Raw genomic sequence first — 20,389 nt, forward strand, 5'->3', positions numbered from 1 at the left:
CTGCACGCCATGCCTAGCAGGGTTTACCCCGGTCGCGGCATTGTGGTTTCACACAATGCAATCGTCATAGAACATAGGCATAATGCAGCCCGCAACGTTAGACCTCGCCGGGTCTCCCTGCAAAATCGCCCTCCCTGGAGGGCACTCCAAGCCCCGTGATCCCCGCGGGGCTTTTTCTTTCCCCCAACACACTCCGTCGTAAAGAGCACACACCCCGCCAGCCGTCTTCCTGCCCACGCGGTCGCGTTCTTGCGAGCCGATAACCCCGCCAACTATGCTGCAAGGCATATAAAGAGGGGGAAGTCGCCATGCAGCAGGCAAAAAGGGCGATCAGCATCGCCGTGTTGTTCCTGATCGTCGCCGCCATCTCGCGCAGCCTGGCGAGCGCCGCGACCGAAACCGTGCCGGTCTGGCTGGGCAGCGGCGTCACCTTTGCCGCGCTCTTGGTCTCTGCCCGCTGGTGGTGGCCCGGCATTCTGGCCGGCGCTGCCGTCGCGTCCTTCATCTGGGGTTTGGTCGCACATGGGCTAGGCATCGCCGGGGCCCTCCCCTTTGCCGGTATCGAGGTTGTCAGCATGGCCGCCGGGGCCTGGATCGCCACCTTGGGCCGACATGATGCCGAAAGCCCTGCCGGTGCTGTACTGCTGATCATCGGCGCCCTGTTCGCGGCTACCTTCGGCGGCATCCTCGCCATGCTGCTGTGGCAATGGCAGCGCCCCTCGGCCGATCTGATGATCGAAGCACGCACCTGGATATTCTCCACGGCCGTCGGCCTGTTGCTGGTCGCACCGTTGGCCGTAGCTTTTCGCGGCTTCCGTGTCCGTCGTTCTGGTGGCATGCCCATGTCACAGTTCCTCGGAGGTGGACTGGCCTTCATCACCTTCCTGATCGCCGTCGCCGTGGTATTCGTCGGCGACACCGAACAGCACTACGGCCATATCGCCGCCACGCTCGCCTACCTGCCCATGCCCTTCCTGCTGATTGCCGTCGCACTGTGGGGGGCACGTGGTGGTGCCCTCGCCATGCTGGCCGGTGCCCTGCTGATCATCGCGCGTACCGCACAGGGTGCCGGGCCATTCGCAGTAACCGATGGTTTTGCGGGAGAAGCCGTCATCGAAGTCCAGGGCTTCGTCGCCATCTGGGCCGGCGTCATGATCGCCGTGCGCGCCCTGTCGCAGGACCGGCGCGTTGCGCTGGAAAACGCCCGCACCTGGCGTCTGCGCTATGAACGCACCATGCAGGCCGTCGGCGTCACCAGCGTGGAATACGACGCCGTCACCGGTCGCGCGGTCTGGGGAGAAGGGGCCGCCCAGTTACTGGGAGCGAACGTCACCGACGTGACCAGCCTGGATGAATGGATAGATCGCATCGACCCAGCTGAGCGCGAGCTGGTACAGGCCACCTGGGCCGGCGTAGCCGAGGGCACCGCGTCCTTCAGCGAGCAAACCTATGGGCTGAGCCTGCAAGACGGCCGCACCCTGCGCATCCGTGAACGGCTGGCCGGCATACGCGGCGCCGATGGCAAGGTGGAGCAGGTTGTCGCCATGCTGCGGCTGGACACCCCGGAGACCACCCATGGCTGACCCCGGCGTCTTCCTGATCCACGGCCTGGGCGGCACCCAGTACGACCTGGGCTCCATGCACAAGCGGCTCAAGAACGCCGGCTTTGTCACCCATTCGCTGACCCTTCCCGGTCACGGTACCCAACCTGAGGACCTCGCCGGCGTCTACATGGAAGACTGGATCGAGGCGGTACGGGTCAAGTATCGCGAGATCATCGACCAGCATGAAGTCCTGCACGTCATGGGGATGTGCATGGGCTCCCTGCTGGCCATCGAGACCGTCAAGCGCGAGCAGCACAGCAAGGGGCGCCTGGTTGCGCTGGCCCCCCCCATCTATATCGATGGTTGGGCCACCCCCTGGTATCGCGGCCTCCGTCCGCTGCTGTACCACATCCCCACCGTACCCGAGCGCATGAAGGTCGCCGAGGAAGACCCCTACGGCATCAAGAACGAGCAATTGCGAGAGATCGTGAAAGCCAAGTTCGAGCGCGGCGAGAACTTCCATTACGGCTGGGTGCCGCTTGCCTGCATCCGCGAGGTGGACCGGCTGCGCGCGGTGGTCATGAAGGGGCTCGACCGGATCAGTTGCCCCACCCTGGTCATCCACGCCCGCGAGGATGAACTGACCAGCCTGCGCTCGGCCAACTACCTGGTCGAACACATCGGTGGCGGCAAGCGTGCCGGGCAGGCGCGCATGGTGGTACTCGAAGACAGCTACCACATGGTCTGCGTGGATAACGACCGCGAGATCGTCGGCAAGAACGTGCTGGAGTTCTTCGAGGCCAGCACCGCCGGCTCGCTGGGCATGAGCAACGTCAATCCACACATGACCTTGGCCGAGATGACCACGCTACTCGCCGCTGCGCAGGCCGATCTGGAGCGTGGTGATTTTGCCACCCTGTACGATCGCGGTATTCCCGATTTTGTCTGGGCGCAGCCGGGCGCCAACCGCACCAGCGGCGTCTACCTCGGTCGCAAGGGGCTGGCCCGCCTGCAGGGCTGGGCGGGAGAAGGCATCCACTTCGTCGCCTTCGGTGCCGCAGTCCTTAACGCGGGCATGGCTGTCATCCCCGCGACCTTGCGCACTCCTGCCCTCGCCTCGCAGGGTGTACTGGCGCTGGTCATGCGGCAAGGCCGCCTGCTGGAGGTGCGCTGGTTCCCGGACGATCTGGAGACCGAGGACCGGCATTTCGGTGGCGAGCCCTTGCCCGACGGACCGAGCGATGCGGAAAAGGCCTTCGAGGCCGCCGCCGCACTGTCCCGCACCCTGCGCAAGGCACCGGACAACGATACGCTGCTGGCGCTCTATGCCCTCTACAAGCAAGGCACCGTCGGCGATATCAATGGCGACCGCCCCGGCATGATGGATATGGTCGGCCGTGCCAAATACGACGCCTGGGCCGCACGGCGGGGTCTGGTGCGCGAACAGGCCATGAGCGACTACGTGGCCCTGGTGAACAAGCTCAAGTCGGCCGAGGCCCAGGCAGCCTGAGCACCGGTTCCGGCATCGCCCGATGGTGAAATGCGCCTGTCATGATCCGCCACCATAATAGGCCCCAGCAACGTCAGACCATGCCGGGTCTCCCTGTAGCACAACCCCGATGGGGTCCTTTCAAGCCCTGACTCTCTCCTCAGGGCTTTTTCTTTTCCCGTCGCACCGGGTGCTTGCGGAGCGACGAATACGGCGCCGTATCAGAACCGTTCCGCCACCCAGCGGTAGGGATGATCAGGCTGCTGGTAACCCTCCGCCTTCTGCCGTGCCGGCAACTTCACCGTCTTCCGGGGCACGGTCTCATAGGGAATCTTGGCCAGCAGATGGCTGATGACATTCAAGCGGGCGCGCTGCTTGTCGTCCGAATCCGCCACATACCAGGGTGCGGTCTCCGTATCGGATGCCGCGAACATCGCATCGCGCGCCCGTGAGAAGTCGTACCAGCGGCTATAGGACTTCAGGTCCATCTCGGACAACTTCCAGACCTTGCGCCCGTCATGGATGCGTGCCTTGAGACGACGGGTCTGCTCTTCCTGGCTCACCTCCAGCCAGTACTTGATGAGGATGATGCCGGCGTCGACGATGGCCTGTTCATAGATAGGCACGGCACGCAGGAACTCGACCGCCTCCTGCTCGGTACAGAAGCCCATCACCCGCTCCACGCCGGCCCGGTTGTACCAGCTACGGTCGAAGATCACGACCTCGCCCGCCGCAGGCAAATGTTGCACATAGCGCTGCACATACATCTGGCTCTTCTCGCGTTCGGTCGGCGCCGGCAGCGCCACCACGCGGAACACCCGTGGGCTCACCCGCTCGGTGATCGCCTTGATCACACCACCCTTGCCCGCACCGTCCCGGCCCTCGAATACGACGCAGACCTTGCTGCCGGTCTGTACCACCCACTCCTGCAGCTTCACCAGTTCCACATGCAGCAGGAACAGCGCCTGCTCGTATTCGTCGGACGACATCGACGGCTTGTCGGTCGCGCGGCGCATCTTGGCGGGCTTGTCCGCCTTGTCGTGCTTGTCTTTCTTTGCCATGCCCAGGTCTCCTTGCACAAGCCGGTAACAGGCTGCCAGTCTGATTGAAGCGTGGGAGAAAGCAACCGCCGCCGCTGGCGCCGGCTAGTCCGCGCCCAGCTTCTGTGCGACTTCCCAGCTATGCCCGGCCGGGTCCACGAAGTTGGCCGTGCGCATGCCCCACGGCCGGTCGATCGGCCCCGCCAGCAACGTGACGCCGTGTTGCCGCAGTTGCGTACAGACGGCTTCCACGTCAGGCACCCAGATGCTGAGCTGGAAGCGCGAACCGGCATCCCGGCCAGCCACCGCACCGGGCGCGACAATCTCGGCCGCGTTGTCGATCTGCAGCAGGTTGATCATCAGGTTGTCAAAGCGGACCACGGCAGAATTGGCATCCTCGTAGACCACCGGAACACCAAAAACCGCCTGGTAGAAAGCCTTGCTCGCCGGCAGGTCTTCAACAAACAGGCTCATGGCACTGATGTGCTGTAAACAGGACGACATGCGGTGCGCTCCCTGAGTGCTGGATGAATGTAGACGACGCGATCTCTCGACTCCGACGACAGCCAGCACACACTTACAGGTGTGCAAGCTCGCGATGCAGGGCCTTCAGGCTAAGGCGCGCTTCGGCCTGTTGCCGCAATCGTGCCGCGGACAGCAAGGGCGTCAACTGGTCGACTGGCAACTCGCTCGCCACCAGCCCCGCGCTCAACAAGTCCAGATCATGCCAGCGGCCCAGCGCATCCTGCGCCTCTTTGATCACCGCGCTGCCACCTGTTCCGACTTTGCCTGCCAGGCCGCCGTAACCCTCGATCAGATAGCGCAGGCGCTTGCAGTCGAGCCGCAGCGCATGCCAGCGCGCTTCTCGCCGCATGACCCAGTCAAGCCGTCGGGTCACCCGCAGCACGCGCTTTTGCAGCACGCGCCGCTCGCGCCGCATCGCAGGCTTCAATCGGCATGCAGGGTCGGCGATGATCACATACAAGGACGCCGCCAAGCCTTCCAGCGCGGCAGGCAATGCCCCCTCTGCCAGAATGGACAGCACCGTGCCGCGGGCTGCCCGACTCTGCTGCTCACGGGCGTTGAACCAGGCCGCATGTGCAGGCAGCCAGGCGGGTAGCAACAGGCGCTCGATCAACTGCGCCTGCACCTCGTGATCACGCAAGGGATTGGTCGCCGCGTGAAGCTGCTTCAGCAGCTGCAGTGCAGCGACGGCGGCGGGGTCCTGCGCCAGATAGCGGCGCAGTGGCCGCAGTGCACTGCGCAAACGGCGGATCGACACCCTGAGGCCATGCAACGCCTCGTCATCATCCGGCTGCGCCAGCAGGAACAGGCGTGCCGCCGCCACGGCCTCCAGATGCTGGCCCAAGGTCTGGCTGACAATGCTTGCTACGGCTTGCATGCCCAAATCGATCTCACTCCATCCTTGCTGCGCCAGAGACGTATTCAGCTACCGTGCCGGGATCGTACCAGCCAATCCTGCAGCGGGCGCCATTGTTCCCGGTCCTGCCGGCTGACCGACAGCGGTAGATCGAACAGGCTCATACCGGCCTGGACTACCTGCACATAGCGCTGCGTATCGCGTATGCAGGTCAGCAAGGGCAGGTCAAACTCGCTGAGGAACTCCACCAGATGCTGGCTCGCACGGGTGCGTGGGTCAACCCGCATCCCCACCGTGGCGATCGCTACCTTCTCCTTGCGCACCGCCTTCATCTCGGCCAGTTCTTCAAAGAAACCCTGGCATGCGCGCATGTCGAACGGCGATGGCGTCACCGGCACCACCACATAATCCACCGCGTTCAACAATAGTTTAAGTGACTTGCCATGCAAGCCGGCGGGCGTATCCAGGATAGCCTGCCGACAGTGTTTTGGTAGTGGCGCCAGGGGTTCGCCTTCTTCCACCGCCCACCCCTGGATACGCGGCAGGCCGGCTGGCCGCAGGGACAGCCAGTGCGCGCTCGATTGCTGTCGGTCCAGGTCGCCGAGACAGACCATTTCATCCTGCTGTGCAAACCATGCTGCCAGATGCGTCGATAAGGTTGACTTGCCACATCCCCCCTTGGGGTTTGCGACCATGATGATTGCCATTACATTGCCTGTTATCTATAAACGGTATAAATTATTTATACAGTTTATATCGTTTCAACATTCAAAGGAAACCGACGATGTCGCGCAAACCTGCTGCAGCCAAGACCACCAAGCCCACTACCACCGCAGCGGCACCTGCCGCTCCGTCGGCCCCGGGCGATACCGCCACGCCCGCCTTCACCACCGCGCCCGCCGTAACGGCAGCCGAAGCCAAACCAGTCGCCGTAACCACCAGTAAGCCCAAGGTCGCCGCCAGCGCCGGCAAGACGGCCTCGCCCAAACGCGCCCCAGCCAAGGAGAACACAACGGCAGCCGCCAAGCTTGATCCAAAGCAAAGCAAGGCGACATCCACCCCGTCAACACCCAAAGCCACCCCAAAAACCGCAGCCAAGCCCTCGGCACCCAAAGCCACGCCCGCAGCCAAGCCGGCCACTCCAGCTGCAGCCAGCAAACCGGAGGCCAAGTCCGCCAAGGAAAAGGGCAATGGCAAGAAGACCAAGCTGATACGCGATAGTTTCACTTTCCCCGAACAGGATTACGCCCTGCTCGGGGAACTGAAGACCCGGGTGATCAAGGCAGGACGTGAAGTCAAGAAAGGCGAACTGATCCGCGCCGGGCTGGCCGCCTTGGCCGCCTTGTCGGACACACAGCTGCTGGACGCCGTCGGCAAGCTCGAGAAGCTCAAGACCGGCCGCCCCGGCAAGGCCTGACCGACACCCCATTTGCCCGGCTGTTCCAGGGGGACAGCGGGCAATGTGTGATACAAGCGCCTCAATCTTGCACGACTGCCCAATTATTAGGCAACCCACGAATACTCAAGCCGGACAATGCTCCAGCAGAGTTATCCACAACGTTGTCCTCAGCTTTTGTGGAATTCCGGTACGTTCGTACCGAAGCCGGAACGCTGTACAAACAGCCTGCATCCGGCATGCAGACCGGTATCTTCCGCGCACCGAACCGCAGGCTCTCACGACGCCAGGGCGGGCGTCTCTTCCCAGAGCAGCGACTGAACCTGCTGCAGGTACTCGGCCGCCTGCGACCGGCCCAGGCGACTCTCCCGCATGGCCAGACTCCACTTGGCGACGCAACGGCTCAGCGTATCGGCATCATGGGTCGTGGCGATACGCTGCTTGATCTCCGCGCCCAGCAGGCCGAGGTATTGCTCGGTACTGTCGAGCATGATCCGCTTGGCGATCGCCAGTACTTCAGGGTCGATACGGATGGGCTCGGCTGGGCTGATGGGTGCAGGCAACATGGCGGGCGACTTGACGGTCGGCACCTTTGCAGGCTCGACCGGCGGTGCTAGCCGGGCCGGCTGCACAGGTGCCGTGAAGGACGCCATGGCGGAAGACGTGACAAAGCCGCCCTCGCGCAACAGGGCAAGCAAGCCAGGTAGTTCATCCGTGAGGCCGATGGCAGCCGCCAGCTCGTTAGCGGGACGCAAGCCATCGACCAGGATCAGCAGGCGGCGCGCCTTGGCCGGCAGGCCGTGCAGGCGACGCTCGATCTCCTCCCGGCCCTTGTCGGTTTTTGAATAGATAGTCGCAGGCATGGCATACGATCATCGATAAAACTGACATCGTATCGACCCAACGTGTCAGCACCATGAACAAAGCCACCCCGGGGGCTTGGTCATCTTCACACCCGAAACGTCTTGGCACCCTCGCGTGGTCGATGTATACCTAAAGCGGAGGAAAGGCGTAGCCATCACGCCCGTTGCAAACCGTCAGCGAGCGGTCCATACCCGGCAAGACCGGATCTTTTGGGACGCACACCATGGTTTCCAGCCACCTCTCGCTGCAGGTTCGCCTCACCCTGACCGCCCTCGCCTGTGCCCTGGTCGGCCTCGCCGTATCCGGCGGCATCGTCGCCTACCAGAGCCGCAACAGCGTGCGTGAAGCCGCAATGGCAGACGCTCGCCACCTTGCCGCCAGCGAATCCGCCAAGCTCGAAGGCAGCCTGAACGCCACCTACGAAACCGTCCACAGCCTGGGCAACCTGCTGATCGGCGCCAAGGCCGCCGGTGCGCCGCCAAGCCGCGAGCAGATCGACGCCATGATGGCCAATCTCCTCAAGGCCAATCCCGACGTCCTCGCCTACAGCACCCTCTGGGAACCAAACGCGCTCGATGGCAAGGACGCTGAGTACGTCGACAAGAAACCGGCACACGACAAGACCGGCCGCTACCTGCCTTACTGGAACCGCGGCAGCGGCCAGATCGCGGTCGAGCCCTTGGTCGACTACGACAAGGCTGGCGCGAACGACTGGTACGCCATCCCGCAACGCACCTTGAAAGACGCACTGATCGAGCCCTACTTGTACAAGGTCATGGGCAAGGACGTGCTGATGACCTCGCTGATGTCGCCACTGCTGATCGACGGCAAGTTCGTCGCGGTCGTGGGGGCAGACTTTCCGCTATCCGGTCTGCAAGCCTCACTCGCCAAGGTCAAACCCTTCGACGCCGGCAGCGTGACGCTGATCTCCAACGGCGGCCTGTACGCCACCCATGCCGATGCATCCCGGCTGGCCAAGCAGGCCGACGACCTGCCACCGGCCGCCCTGGCCGCCATCAAGGCCGGCCAGACCTACGAATACATCGAGAACGGCCAGGCCCATCTGTTCTCGCCGCTGGTGGTCGGCAACGGTGGTACGCCCTGGTCGCTGCGCGTGAGCTTTCCGCTCTCCGCCGTCATGGGGCCCGCCAATGCCATCGTGGTCACCACGCTCGTGGTGGCCTTGCTAAGCCTGCTGGGCATGGGCATCGTATTGATGCTGGCCATGCATACCGTCACCCGCCCGCTGAAGCGCCTGAGCGGTGCCATGGCGGAGCTCGCCCGCGGCCAGGGCGACCTGACCAGCCGCCTCAAGGTGGAGCGGCGCGATGAGATCGGCCAGATATCCGGTGCCTTCAACGACTTCGTCAGCCGCATCCAGGGCCTGATCACCGACATCAAGCAGCAAAGTGGCCTGCTTGATGAGACCAGCCGCAATCTCACCGGCACCACCGGCAGCATCGCCGACCGCTCGCGCCGGCAGAGCGATGCCTCGGCATCGACCGCCGCCTCGGTCGAGGAAATGACGGTCAGCATCACCCACGTGGCCGACTACGCCCGCGAATCCAACCAGGCCGCCCGCGCGACGGATGAACTGACTCGCGACGCCGCCCAACGCATCCAGGCAACGGCCGACGAGATCGCCGCCATCAACGTCTCCATGCACGATGTCAAATCCGGCGTCGAGCAACTGGATGGCCGGGCCCGGGAGATCAGCGCCATCGCCGCCGTGATCCACGATATCGCCGGCCAGACCAACCTCCTGGCGCTTAATGCCGCCATCGAGGCGGCGCGGGCCGGCGAGCAGGGCCGAGGCTTTGCCGTCGTCGCAGACGAGGTGCGCAAGCTGGCGGAGCGTACCAGCCAGGCCACGGTGCAGATCGGCGACATGCTGTCCGGCATCCAGCAGGAGAGCAGCGCAGCAGTCAGCCATGTGGAACAGGCCAGCCAGAAGGTGGAGCATGGCGTAGCCATGTCACGCGAGGCAGCGGCCGCCATCGATGCCATCCAGCGCAATATCCACCAGTTGACCGACCAGACCAGCGAAATCGCGCTCGCCACCGCGCAGCAATCGAGTTCCAGCACGCAGATTGCCCAGCATATCGAGCTGATCAGCGAGATGGCCCGCGACAACGACAGCGCCATCCAGGGCACCCGTGAGGCGGCCGCCAGCCTGCAGAACCAGGCACAGGTGCTGGGAGAACAGGTCGCCCGCTTCAAGGTCTGAGCGACATCTCGTCTAGCCGATTCAGGTGTCGTCCGGCGACACCCCGAGTTTGCCCATCAGTGCGTCCATCGCCGCCAACCTCGCCGTTTGCTCGGCCAGCGCGGTGACGATGGCGGCACGCTTTTCCCGCAGCGCCTCGTGCAGTGCCTGGCAACGCTCGGGCGGCTTGCGCAGCGAAGGAATCGCCACCTTCATTTCTTCGAGCGAGAAGCCCAGCCACTTGCCCTTGTGGATAAAGTGCAATTCGGCCAGCGTATGCCGGTCGTAGTCCCGATAGCCGTTGTCGCTACGACGCGGCGTGCTGATCAGTCCTTCCCGCTCGTAGTAGCGGATCGTGTCGCGGCTCAGGCCCGACAGTTTTTCCAGCTCGGCGATACGCATCGGCCACCTGCTTACTGTGGAGTAAAGTCCATACCCTACCATGGTTTCCGGCTGCACTTTTCCCGCACTCGACTACCGGACCCAAGACCATGGACGCCACCCGCCTGACCCTCACCGCTGCCGACGGCATCTGCCTGCAGGCCAGCCTCTACCGCGCAACCCGACCACGGCGCGGGGTTGTCATCCTCAACTCGGCCGCCGGCGTAAAGCGCCGCTTCTATGACGATTTCGCCCGCGACCTGGCTCATACCGGCTTCGATGTCCTGAGCTGGGACGCACGCGGCATTGGGGACTCCGCCCTGCAGCCGGCGCGCTTGGACCCGGCCCGCATGGCCGACTGGGGCCGCTACGACCTCGAAGGCGTGATCCGCCACGTACTGGACGCAATCGGACCCGACGGCCGCCGCGTGGTCGTCATCGGCCATAGCGCTGGCGGCAACCTTAGCGGACTCGCCCCCTCTTTGTCACAGGTCGGTGGCCTGTGCCTGATCGCCTCCGGCACCTGTTACTGGCGGCTCTACCCCAAGCAGCAATGGTTGCGCATGCTGTTCGCCTGGCACGTCGCCATGCCCTTGCTGCTGCGCAGCTTCGGCTACCTGCCCGCCCGGTTCGGCGTGGGGCACCATCTTCCCGCCGGCATCGCCCGGGACTGGCGCAACTGGAGCCTGCAAGCGGACTACCTGTTCAGCGACACCTCGCTCGACGTATCGGGCTATGCGCGCTTCCGCGGCCCCCTGCTCGCCATCGGCATGGCTGACGATCATGGTTTTGCACCGCCCCGTACGGTCGCAAACTTGCTGCAACAGTTCAGCGCCGCTCGCATCGACCATCGCACCCTCAGCCCCAAGGCGATGGGCTTGCGGCAGATTGGTCATTTCAATTTCTTCCGTCGTCAGAACGCCGTGCTGTGGGCGCCAGTGCGTGACTGGCTGCTCAGCACGCTGCCGGTCGATCGCAAGGTCGGGGCCATCCATCGGGCCACCATCGAATGATTGTCATTTAGCACGGGTATATCGGGAGACTGGATGCTGCCAAAGGACAATCATGTACCACGGCGAACGCTTCAACAGCCTCAGCCACCTGGTAGGGACCTTGCTCGCCATCGCCGGTGCCGTGGTGCTCATCCTCATGGCCGCCCGGCTGGGCGACGCCTGGAAGATCGTCAGCTTCAGTATCTTCGGGGCGACGCTCATCCTGCTGTACGCGGCCTCCACGCTCTACCACGGCAGCCGGGGCCGGGTTCGCGACTTCTTTGCCAAGCTCGACCACTGCGCCATCTTCCTGCTGATCGCCGGCACCTACACCCCCATCGCCCTGGTTACGCTGCATGGCGCCTGGGGCTGGTCCCTGCTTGGTGTGATCTGGGGGCTGGCCCTGCTGGGCATCGTGCGTGAACTCTGGTGGGCGCGCCACGCCGCCCCCTCGGTCACGCTCTACGCCGTCATGGGCTGGCTCGGCCTCGTGGCCATCGTCCCGCTCACCGAGCGGCTCAGCGCCTACGGCCTCTTATGGCTGGGCATCGGCGCCGTGCTCTATACCGTGGGTACAGTGTTCTATGGCCTGGGCGAGCGCTGGCGCCACTCGCACGGCGTGTGGCACCTGTTCGTCCTGGGCGGCAGCGCGAGCCACTATTACGCAGTTGCCCGCTTCGTAGCCTAGTCCTGCACGATCGCCATTGAGAACCCGTCGTAGCCCTTGCTGCCCACGGTCTGGATCGCCGTTGCGGAGAGCCTTGGGTTCTCGGCCATCAGCTCAAAGAAGCGCCGCACGCCGATCACATTGGCATCGGTGCTGCCAGGGTCCGCCACCGCGCCATTGCGCACCACATTGTCGCCGATGATCACGGTACCCGGCCGTGAGAGCTTGAGCGCCCATTCCAGGTAGGCCGGGTTACTGGGCTTGTCGGCATCGATGAAGATCAGGTCAAACGGCCCCGCACCTTCCGCTACCAGCAGGGGCAAGGTCTCGACGCCTTTTCCGATGCGGATATCAACCCGATCCGACAAACCCGCTCGCGCAATATTGGCTGCCGCCACCGCGGCATGCGCAGGGTTGAATTCCAGCGTCACCACCTTGCCGCCCTCCGGCAACGCCCGCGCCAGCCAGATCGTGCTGTAACCCGCCAGGGTGCCGATCTCCAGCACACGCCGCGCACCGCACATCCGGGCAAACAACTGCAACAGCTTGCCCTGGTTCGGTGCCACATGATGGGATGGCATGCCCGCTGCATCGCTATCCGCCAACGCCTGTTCAAGCACCGGGTCGGCAGGGATCAGGCTGTTGGAGAAATAGTGATCAACCTCGGTCCAGGTCGCTTGGTTCATGGTCAGGTCTGCTTGAAGTGGGAATGAAGGGTACGACTTCCCATCGGAGGCACAAGCCGCTAGGCTGCACGGCAGGAAGGCCGCATGGCCTCCATGGTAACAGCCCGCAGAATGGAATCGAAACGCCATGACCGACGCCCAGGCACGCCCGCTATTGGACCATCTCGCCGCGCACCGGATCGATTACCTGCGGGTCGACCACCCTGCCGTCTTCACCTGCGAGGAGGCCGCCCGGCTCGTCCCGCCCATCCCCGGCGCGGAGACCAAGAACCTGTTCCTGCGGGACGACAAGCGCCGCCGCTACTTCCTGATCAGCCTGCCGGCCGACAAGAGCGCCGACCTGAAGCAACTGGCAGAAGTCCTGGGCGTAAAACGCCTCACACTCGCCTCGAGCGACGACCTGCTTGCCCACCTCGGCATCACCCCCGGCTCCGTCTCCCTGCTCGCCGCCATCAACGACCGCGAACAGCGCGTGGAAGTGCTGCTGGATACTCCGCTCTGGCATGCCGAGCGGCTACTCTGCCACCCCCTGGTCAACACCATCACCCTGTCGCTGACCCGGGACGATCTGCAACGCTTCCTTGCCACAACCGGACACACCACCTGCGCCATCGACGTCCCCGCCCGTGCCGAACAGGCCGTGCTACCGTAGGGAAGCGCACCTGCCGGGTAGGCTAGGATGCTAAGGCACCAGGGCAGCAACGCCTCCAGAGCATGCCTGGGGAAAAGCCGCTACATCGGTCGCTCTACATGCTGCGGCACATCGTCCGCAATCTCGTACCAGCACGCCTTCGACCCGACAAAGATATGCGAGCCGATATGCGTGCCTTCGGGCTCGTCGAGCGTCCCCACCCTCACCCGCACCACATCCGGCATGGCTGCCCGCTTACCAATGATGGGCGATCCGCACTCGCCACAGAACACCCGCTCCACCCCGCCATCACTGGTGAAGCTGCGCAAGGCACCCTGCCCCTTGACCACGCGAAAATCCTTGGCCGCAACCGGCATCACTGCGCCAAAGGCAGAGCCGCTGGCCTTGCGGCAGCGCGAGCAGTGGCACAGGGTAATCACACCCAGCTCACTGTCGATTTCATATTCCACTGCGCCACAAAGGCAGCTACCGGTATGCATTCCATTTCTCCTCTGTTCAAGCATGGGAAGCTGCTCCAACCGATTCGGCTTGCTCGGCAGCGTCCGGCATCCCAACTTCAGCCACCCCGCCGGGCAACGGTTCAGCTTTGACTGCGGCAATCTGGCGCCAGAACCAAATAGCCAAGGCGAGGGCGACAATATTTACGCCAATAGCAACCGGTGGCTCAATCCGAAACAAGCGGAACTGGAGATTGGCACCAAGACCCACAAAGAAGTTCGCCCTGATCGGAAACTCCAGCCAAAGAAAGAAGAAAGCCCCGATACCTAGCTTATGACCAATCCCCGGCAGGAAAACGATTGGCACCTGACATAACCAAAAGTAGAAATTCTGCCGATCTGCCCTCTGATCACGCTCGATCAGCAGAATGCCTACATATATCCCCCAGAGTGCGACAAAGATATACAGCATCATGACCAACTTCATCAGCAGCCCAGGTACGGCAAGCGCTTGAGCACCAATGACGGCAACGGCAGTGATACCCCCAGCAATCCCCAGAACGCCAATCAACCGTCTTGACCAGTTTTTCAAAAACATCCTCCATATAGCCCGTTATTGCCGCTGTACCGTGATAGCAAGCTAACAATTGTTGATGAAATAGTGCCTGCCAGGTGCGAGCGGATGGCTCAGCCACACAGGCAAAGACGGGCAATGTCTACCATTGCCCGTCTTTGTCTCGCAAGTGTCGCTATGCGTTAGAACAACATTTCAATTGCAGTACGAATGGCATGACTGTAGCCACTGCTGTTGTTCAGCCCAGCCGAGTAGTCGAGTGATATCGATACATCGCTGCGCAGATGCCACTTACCGCCAATCTCTACCAGCCATTGGCTACGCTGTGACTCAGCAGCTGTCGACGTGTACAGCACACCTGCATTACCAAAATCGGCGTAGCGGATATGTGCATCATCGGCGCCCTGGAAGTTTCGGCGATACTCGATACGTGCACGCGGCTCAATGCTGCCCAAGCCCAGATCGTAACGCGTCAGCAGGCGCAAGCCAGCTGCGGCCGAAGACGAACGGATGACCTGCTCGTCAAAACGGAGTGGGTAGATTGCTGCCGATTCGGTATACCCATCCAGCGTCGTGTTCATGCCATCGAGTCGACCATAGGTCGAGACCAACCAGTCTGCGCCACGGAACTCATAGCCACCAACCAGTGCACCGAACGTCTGCCGGCCCTTGCGCGAACCGGTCGCATGGCTACCGCCACCAGTCTGGTAACGGTTGAGGTCATAGTCGAGCTGGCCATACCCCACCAAAGCGTCGATGAACACCTTTGCGGCTGGGCGCAACGTACCGTAAAGCGCCATCACGTTGTTGGTGGCCTTGCTCTTGGAACCTTTCTCACCAACATCGCTGACATCACGACCGAATCCCGCACCGACCCCGAGGGAGAGTGCAGAGTTGACCCGATAGTCGGCACCCAGGCTCACCCCGTCTGTATGGAAACGGAACGCCTCCTGGCCGGTCAAGGCGTTACGCTGACCAAAGTCGATGTTACCGCCGACCCAGATCCCGAGTGCGCGCCGCGCTGCTGGCGCCGCGGGGCCAGCATCGTCCAGTTGCGCATCCCCTGCGACATCTGCACCGCGCTTGGATCGCATTGCTGAAAGTTTGGCGCGACGTTCACTCTGCGTCGTACCGGGTTGATCTGGCGTATTGTGCTTGCCCGAACTTGCCGGACCAGCACCCACGGGTGCCACGCTCAGACCAAAGCTCGAATCACTCCAGCCATCGCGATGCAAGCTCTCCATGCGACGTGCGAAGTTGTTGACCTGCGCATCGGCAAAACGACGGGCCGAGTCTGCTTGTGCGGACAGCAAACCATTCACTTCAGCATCCCTGGAGGGATCAGGCCGATCCTCCACATCCACGGTAGCGACCCCCTGGCTGGCGCCATAGGCGTTGCTGAGCGCGTAAGTGATGGATACCTGACCACTGAAACCCGGCTTCGACGTATAGACAATGCTGGTGCCCTGCACAACCGCAGAACCGCTGCCTGGCGCACCGACAATCGCCAAGCCGGTAAACGGTCCGCCCGTCGCTTGCGCCGCAACATCCAGCGAGATCGACTGACCTGCCTGTACCACGCCACTCACTTTGCCAAGCACCGGCGGTGGCAGCGTCACTTGCAAGGACACCATTGCAGGAGCGGAGGTACCCGCTGCATTGCTAGCCGTATAGGTGAAACTGTCAGGACCGACGTAGCCAGTATCAGGGGTGTACTTCAAGCTGGGTGTAGAGATGGCAGCAGCCGCAACAGCGCCAGTTTTCATCGCCGCACTCTGCCCAACCAGCGTAACTTTGCCATGCTTAGGTGGCGTAACGATGGTAATGCTGGTCACCGGACCGCCATCAATTATTAGCTGGATGGTGTTATTGGCACTATTGATAACCACATTGCTCTGCACAGGACGTACGACGGGTGGGGGCGGGACGACCGTGATGCTGACCGTCGCGGGTGCCGATGAACCCGCCTCGTTGGTCGCGGTATACGTGAAGCTGTCTACCCCCGAAAATTCTGCAGCGGGGGTGTAACTGACAGCGGTGCCATTGACGATGATGGTGCCATGCGCTGGAGCAGTAGTAACGGCAATGCTCGATGCCGAACCACCACTTAAATTCAGCGTGACCGGATTGTTCTTGCTGTTGGCAGCGATAACCATACTGACATCACCCGCAACTGGCCGGATGATACGTGGCACGATCGTGACCGTTACCGTGGCTGGTGAAGAAGAACCACCCAGGTTGCTTGCCGCATAGGTGAAGCTATCCACGCCGACAAAGCTCGAAGCCGGGGTGTACACAATACCCGTACCATTGACGACAGCCGTCCCGTGGCCCGCGGGCGAGGTAACTGATACCGCATCTACCACACCCGTCATGCTGAGCGGCGCAGCGTTGTTGCTGCTGTCAGCCAGTACCGACATCGTGACATTGTTCACCACTGGCGCAGGCAGCGGGGACGTAACGCTGATCGTGACGGTCGCCACGGCAGAGGTCCCACCGGCGTTGATCGCCGTGTAGGTGAAGCTATCCGTACCACTGAATCCATTGGCAGGCGTGTAGGTGATCACCAGACCGTTGATTGACGTCGTGCCGTGGCCCGGCGCAGTGGCTACCGCAATGCTGGCCGGCACACCACCGCTAATCGAGCCAGTCAGGTCGAAAGCAACTGGCGTATTGCTGTTGGTGCTTGCGCTCTTGGCTGCTGCCACAGGCGGTTGCATGCTGACTGTAACTGAATAAGCGCGGCTAACCGTAAAGGGGGCACCTGTGCCGGTCGAGCTATCCGTCGCCGAGACAGTGAAGCTGTAATTGCCAATAGTGCTTGGCGTGCCTGAGAGCACACCAGAGACCGTATTCAGCGACACACCCACAGGCAAGGAACCTGCTGTTACCGCAAAGGTATAAGGCGCAATACCACCCGTCGCGCTCACCGTCTGGCTGTATGCCACCGCTTGTTGCCCATTGCTCAAACTGGCCGGCGCTACTGCGATGGTTGGCGCTGCAACGGTAAAGCTATAGACGCGGGTGCCGACGAAATGATTGGCATCGGTGGCTTGGACGGTGAAGTTGGCAGTCCCGGCAGCAGTCGGGGTACCGGACACCACGCCAGTCGTCACGTTCAGGTTCAACCCAAGGGGTAACGAACCAGCGCTGACGGCAAAGGTATACGGCGCGGAGCCGCCACTTGCACTGACAGTCTGGCTATACACACTTCCTACGGCCGGGTTCGGCAGCGATGCGGGGGCCACTGTGACTGTCGGCGCGCCAATAGTGAGGCTATAGGTACCAGAGATAGAGAACGGCGCACCTGTACCAGTCGCACTGTCCGTTCCAGTCACCGTGAAGTTCACGGTACCGGCTGATGTCGGCGTCCCGGAGAGCACACCGGTACTGGTGGAGAACGTTAAGCCGGTAGGCATGCTGCCGGAATTGATTACCAAGCCGTAGGTATACGGCGAAGCGCCAGCCCCTACTGCAAACGTCTGGCTGTAGGCCGTCAGGGCAGAACCGGACAAGTTGCTGCCGGACGTCGGGCTGATCGTCAACGCTGGAGCCAGCACGGTCAACGTATAAGCGAGGCCAGCGGTGAAGGGGCTGCCCACACCCGTCGTACTGTCTGTCGCGGTCACAGTGAAGTTAAAAGAGCCTGCAGCCGTAGGCGTGCCAGAAAGCGCACCGGTTGTAGCATTCAGATTCAAGCCAGCCGGCAGGGTGCCCGCAGTGACCGCATAACTATAAGCAGCCGTACCACCTGTCGCACTGACGGTCCGATTGTACGGCGATCCCACCATGGCAGAAGTGAGGGATGCCGGTGCTACAGCAATCGTTGGAGCCGAGACAACCACACTAAAGGCCTTACTACCTGTGTAATTGCCAGCGTCCGTAGCCGTAACCGTAAAGTTGAAGCTGCCCGTCGCCGTCGGCGTACCAGAGATAAGCCCAGTGGTGCTGTTCAGGGTCAAGCCGGCAGGTAAGCCACCAGCCGATACGGTATAACCGTATGGTGCAGTACCACCGCTGGCGCTAACTGACTCACTGTACGCTGCGCCCGCTGCCGGACTAGGCAGTGATGCCGGTGCAACCTGAATGTTTGGAGCCCCAACGGATAGGTTATAGCTGCCCGAAACCGAATACGGCCCGCTTCCGGCACTACTGTCCATGGCGGTTACGGTAAAGCTGACCGAGCCGGCAGTCGAGGGTGTACCCGATAGCACGCCGGTGCTGGTAGAGAACGACAGGCCTGTCGGAAGACTGCCGGAATTGACGTTCAAGACATAGGTGTAAGGTGAAGTACCGCCACTGGCACTGAAGCTTCTGCTATACGCAATACCTACCGTACCATTGTAGGAACCACCGGAAGCCGGGTTGATCGCCAGGGTGGGCGCATTCACGGTCAACGTGTAGACACGGTTGGCGGTATAGGGACCCGTGCCGGTCGAGCTGTCGGTAGCGGTTACAGTAAAGTTGTATGTACCCTGCATCGTGGGTGTGCCGGACAGCGCGCCAGAACTGGTATTCAGACTCAGCCCGGACGGTAGTGTGCCGGCCGTAATCGCATAGGTATAGCTGCTTGTCCCGCCTATGGCGCTCAACGCAGCACTGTAGGCCGAAGCGACTGTCCCATCGCTAAGTGACGCCGGAGCCAGGGTGATGGACGGACTAGCAATGGTCAGCGACAGATTGCTGCTGGTTCGGTTGAACGGGCCAGATCCTCCGCTACTGTCGGTGGTACGCACGGTAAAGTTGAACGTGCCACCGGCGGTCGGCGTACCAGATAGCGCACCGTTGCTGGCCAACGTTACCCCCGACGGCAAGCCACCTGCGACGACTGCGTAGGTATAAGGTGCCGTTCCGCCACTGGCACTAGCCAGAGATTGGCTATAAGCGCTGCCCACCGTGCCTGAAGCTGGTGAAGACGGCGAGTAAGTAATCGTCGGCGCGTTGACCGTCAGGGTATAAGCCTGAGTGACGGTGCTGCCGGTATTGTCAGTCACCCTGATGCTGAAGTTGAAAGTGCCGTTAGCTGTTGGCGTGCCACTCAACACCCCGCCACTACTCAGCAGCAATCCTGGAGGCAATGACCCCGAACTCACGACATAGGAATACGGCGCAGTGCCGCCTGTGGCAGCCAACGTCTCGTTGTAGCTACTGCCGACCGCTCCGTTAGTCAGCGACGAAGGGCTGATGGCGATGGTCGGGTTGATGAATACACGAACGTCGTTTTGAACAATGGTGAAGCCATCATTGGCAATGGTCCAGAAATGGGCCGTTTCAACCTGGGCTGATGAGCCATTGCCATTCCCCACATATGTAAACTGGATATGGGAAGGGTCTGAAAACGAGTCCATCTGCAACGTTGAACCGCTGGGTGACATCGTCACATTACCCAGGCCCAAGTTTGCATCGTTATATGCCCCTTGCAGAGTAGGGTCGCATAAGACCATGTCGCCATTGATAAACGTATAAAGCGTGGAACCCGTTTTATTGGCGCTGAAAGTAATGGTGCAGCCCGCCTGCGCCAGCGGCGCCAAGGCACAGCTCAACAGTATCAGAAGGCACGCAGACAACAGACGCCTCAGCGTTGGCACAAGACACATCCCCATACCCCACGCTGCCACCGCTGCGAACAGACCATAGCGCGTTGCACGCGAGTCTACCCGCCCTGAATAATGGGCTTTTTCCATTGCTCCCCCTCGAATAGTTATTTATGCCACGGGCATGAACCGCACTCCGCGCAGCAGCCTCTCGACCACACTTAACGCGAAGCAGCAACATCGCGCAGTGTGGTCATTCTTGTGATTACAGAAATTCCAAACGGAACTTCATATCGCTTCCATGGGATGGAGGTCAGACTGACCCACAAACCCCGACCTGCTTACGCCTGTTGCACGAAACGAAGCCAGCCAAGCATTACCTATATCAGAACTATCCTACCGAATGATGGCGCAACACCTCATGTGAAGCGCAAGTACGAACACCAACCAATATTTACAACGCGCGCACACGTCAAGAGTGTACCTCCAGCTTACTTGCTGGAATTTGTCTTTCCTCAAGTAAGGTTCGGATTACTGTGGGTATTC

17 protein-coding genes are annotated in these 20,389 nt (G+C 61.9%); 7 read left to right on the forward strand and 10 right to left on the reverse strand.

Features of this window, described 5'->3' with window-relative positions; genetic code table 11:
• The first annotated feature begins 308 nt into the window (after positions 1–308).
• Together ACYVHK_RS12665 and ACYVHK_RS12670 are read left to right on the forward strand one after the other, a co-directional pair.
• A complete protein-coding gene (locus tag ACYVHK_RS12665) occupies positions 309–1,583 on the forward strand; it encodes an MASE1 domain-containing protein (RefSeq protein ID WP_460532297.1) in 1,275 nt (424 codons plus the stop codon).
• Positions 1,576–3,054 carry an acyl-CoA-binding protein gene (locus ACYVHK_RS12670; protein ID WP_460532300.1) on the forward strand — a complete coding sequence of 493 codons (1,479 nt, stop codon included), beginning with the start codon at positions 1,576–1,578 and terminating at the stop codon, positions 3,052–3,054. The genes ACYVHK_RS12665 and ACYVHK_RS12670 overlap by 8 nt, the downstream gene beginning before the upstream one ends.
• A 200-nt stretch (positions 3,055–3,254) precedes the next feature.
• On the opposite strand, the gene ppk2 is transcribed toward ACYVHK_RS12670, so the two are convergent.
• The 4 genes from ppk2 to ACYVHK_RS12690 form a co-directional block, all read right to left on the reverse strand.
• Positions 3,255–4,094 (reverse strand): polyphosphate kinase 2 family protein, encoded by an 840-nt coding sequence (ppk2, locus tag ACYVHK_RS12675; RefSeq protein WP_460532303.1) that lies wholly within the window; start codon positions 4,092–4,094, stop codon positions 3,255–3,257.
• A gap of 84 nt (positions 4,095–4,178) precedes the next feature.
• Complete coding sequence (locus ACYVHK_RS12680; protein WP_460532306.1) at positions 4,179–4,577, reverse strand: VOC family protein; 399 nt, start codon at positions 4,575–4,577, stop codon at positions 4,179–4,181.
• A gap of 73 nt (positions 4,578–4,650) precedes the next feature.
• Positions 4,651–5,475 (reverse strand): CHAD domain-containing protein, encoded by an 825-nt coding sequence (locus tag ACYVHK_RS12685; protein ID WP_460532309.1) that lies wholly within the window; start codon positions 5,473–5,475, stop codon positions 4,651–4,653.
• A 44-nt stretch (positions 5,476–5,519) separates the two neighbouring features.
• The gene (locus tag ACYVHK_RS12690) at positions 5,520–6,161 is read right to left on the reverse strand and encodes a ParA family protein (RefSeq protein WP_460532312.1); all 642 of its coding nucleotides are present in this window, start codon (positions 6,159–6,161) and stop codon (positions 5,520–5,522) included.
• A 77-nt stretch (positions 6,162–6,238) separates the two neighbouring features.
• Between ACYVHK_RS12690 and ACYVHK_RS12695 the strand changes: the two genes are divergently transcribed.
• On the forward strand, positions 6,239–6,871 hold the full coding sequence (locus ACYVHK_RS12695) for a hypothetical protein (protein WP_460532315.1): 633 nt from the start codon (positions 6,239–6,241) through the stop codon (positions 6,869–6,871).
• A gap of 257 nt (positions 6,872–7,128) precedes the next feature.
• On the opposite strand, the gene ACYVHK_RS12700 is transcribed toward ACYVHK_RS12695, so the two are convergent.
• Complete coding sequence (locus ACYVHK_RS12700) at positions 7,129–7,713, reverse strand: hypothetical protein (protein ID WP_460532318.1); 585 nt, start codon at positions 7,711–7,713, stop codon at positions 7,129–7,131.
• A gap of 224 nt (positions 7,714–7,937) precedes the next feature.
• Here ACYVHK_RS12700 and ACYVHK_RS12705 point away from each other — a divergent pair, with 224 nt between their 5' ends.
• Positions 7,938–9,941, forward strand: coding sequence for a methyl-accepting chemotaxis protein (locus ACYVHK_RS12705; protein ID WP_460532321.1), 2,004 nt, complete (start codon positions 7,938–7,940; stop codon positions 9,939–9,941).
• Positions 9,942–9,962: 21 nt separating this feature from the next.
• On the opposite strand, the gene ACYVHK_RS12710 is transcribed toward ACYVHK_RS12705, so the two are convergent.
• The gene (locus tag ACYVHK_RS12710; protein WP_460532324.1) at positions 9,963–10,322 is read right to left on the reverse strand and encodes a MerR family transcriptional regulator; all 360 of its coding nucleotides are present in this window, start codon (positions 10,320–10,322) and stop codon (positions 9,963–9,965) included.
• Between the two features lie 89 nt (positions 10,323–10,411).
• On the opposite strand from ACYVHK_RS12710, the gene ACYVHK_RS12715 reads away from it, so the two are divergent.
• Together ACYVHK_RS12715 and trhA are read left to right on the forward strand one after the other, a co-directional pair.
• Positions 10,412–11,314 (forward strand): alpha/beta hydrolase family protein, encoded by a 903-nt coding sequence (locus ACYVHK_RS12715; protein WP_460532327.1) that lies wholly within the window; start codon positions 10,412–10,414, stop codon positions 11,312–11,314.
• Positions 11,315–11,366: 52 nt separating this feature from the next.
• On the forward strand, positions 11,367–11,981 hold the full coding sequence (gene trhA / locus ACYVHK_RS12720; RefSeq protein ID WP_460532330.1) for a PAQR family membrane homeostasis protein: 615 nt from the start codon (positions 11,367–11,369) through the stop codon (positions 11,979–11,981).
• On the opposite strand, the gene ACYVHK_RS12725 is transcribed toward trhA, so the two are convergent.
• A complete protein-coding gene (locus ACYVHK_RS12725; protein ID WP_460532333.1) occupies positions 11,978–12,646 on the reverse strand; it encodes an O-methyltransferase in 669 nt (222 codons plus the stop codon). The genes trhA and ACYVHK_RS12725 overlap by 4 nt on opposite strands.
• A gap of 127 nt (positions 12,647–12,773) precedes the next feature.
• Between ACYVHK_RS12725 and ACYVHK_RS12730 the strand changes: the two genes are divergently transcribed.
• Positions 12,774–13,298 (forward strand): prolyl-tRNA synthetase associated domain-containing protein, encoded by a 525-nt coding sequence (locus ACYVHK_RS12730; RefSeq protein WP_460532336.1) that lies wholly within the window; start codon positions 12,774–12,776, stop codon positions 13,296–13,298.
• 80 nt (positions 13,299–13,378) lie between these two features.
• Here ACYVHK_RS12730 and ACYVHK_RS12735 read toward each other — a convergent pair whose 3' ends face one another.
• From ACYVHK_RS12735 to ACYVHK_RS12745, 3 genes are all read right to left on the reverse strand, one after another.
• Positions 13,379–13,777, reverse strand: coding sequence for a GFA family protein (locus tag ACYVHK_RS12735; RefSeq protein WP_460532339.1), 399 nt, complete (start codon positions 13,775–13,777; stop codon positions 13,379–13,381).
• A 16-nt stretch (positions 13,778–13,793) separates the two neighbouring features.
• The gene (locus ACYVHK_RS12740; protein WP_460532342.1) at positions 13,794–14,327 is read right to left on the reverse strand and encodes a hypothetical protein; all 534 of its coding nucleotides are present in this window, start codon (positions 14,325–14,327) and stop codon (positions 13,794–13,796) included.
• A 164-nt stretch (positions 14,328–14,491) separates the two neighbouring features.
• Positions 14,492–19,840 carry a putative Ig domain-containing protein gene (locus ACYVHK_RS12745; protein WP_460532345.1) on the reverse strand — a complete coding sequence of 1,783 codons (5,349 nt, stop codon included), beginning with the start codon at positions 19,838–19,840 and terminating at the stop codon, positions 14,492–14,494.
• Positions 19,841–20,389: the final 549 nt, after the last annotated feature.

The sequence above is a fragment of the Chitinimonas naiadis genome, assembly GCF_054780835.1.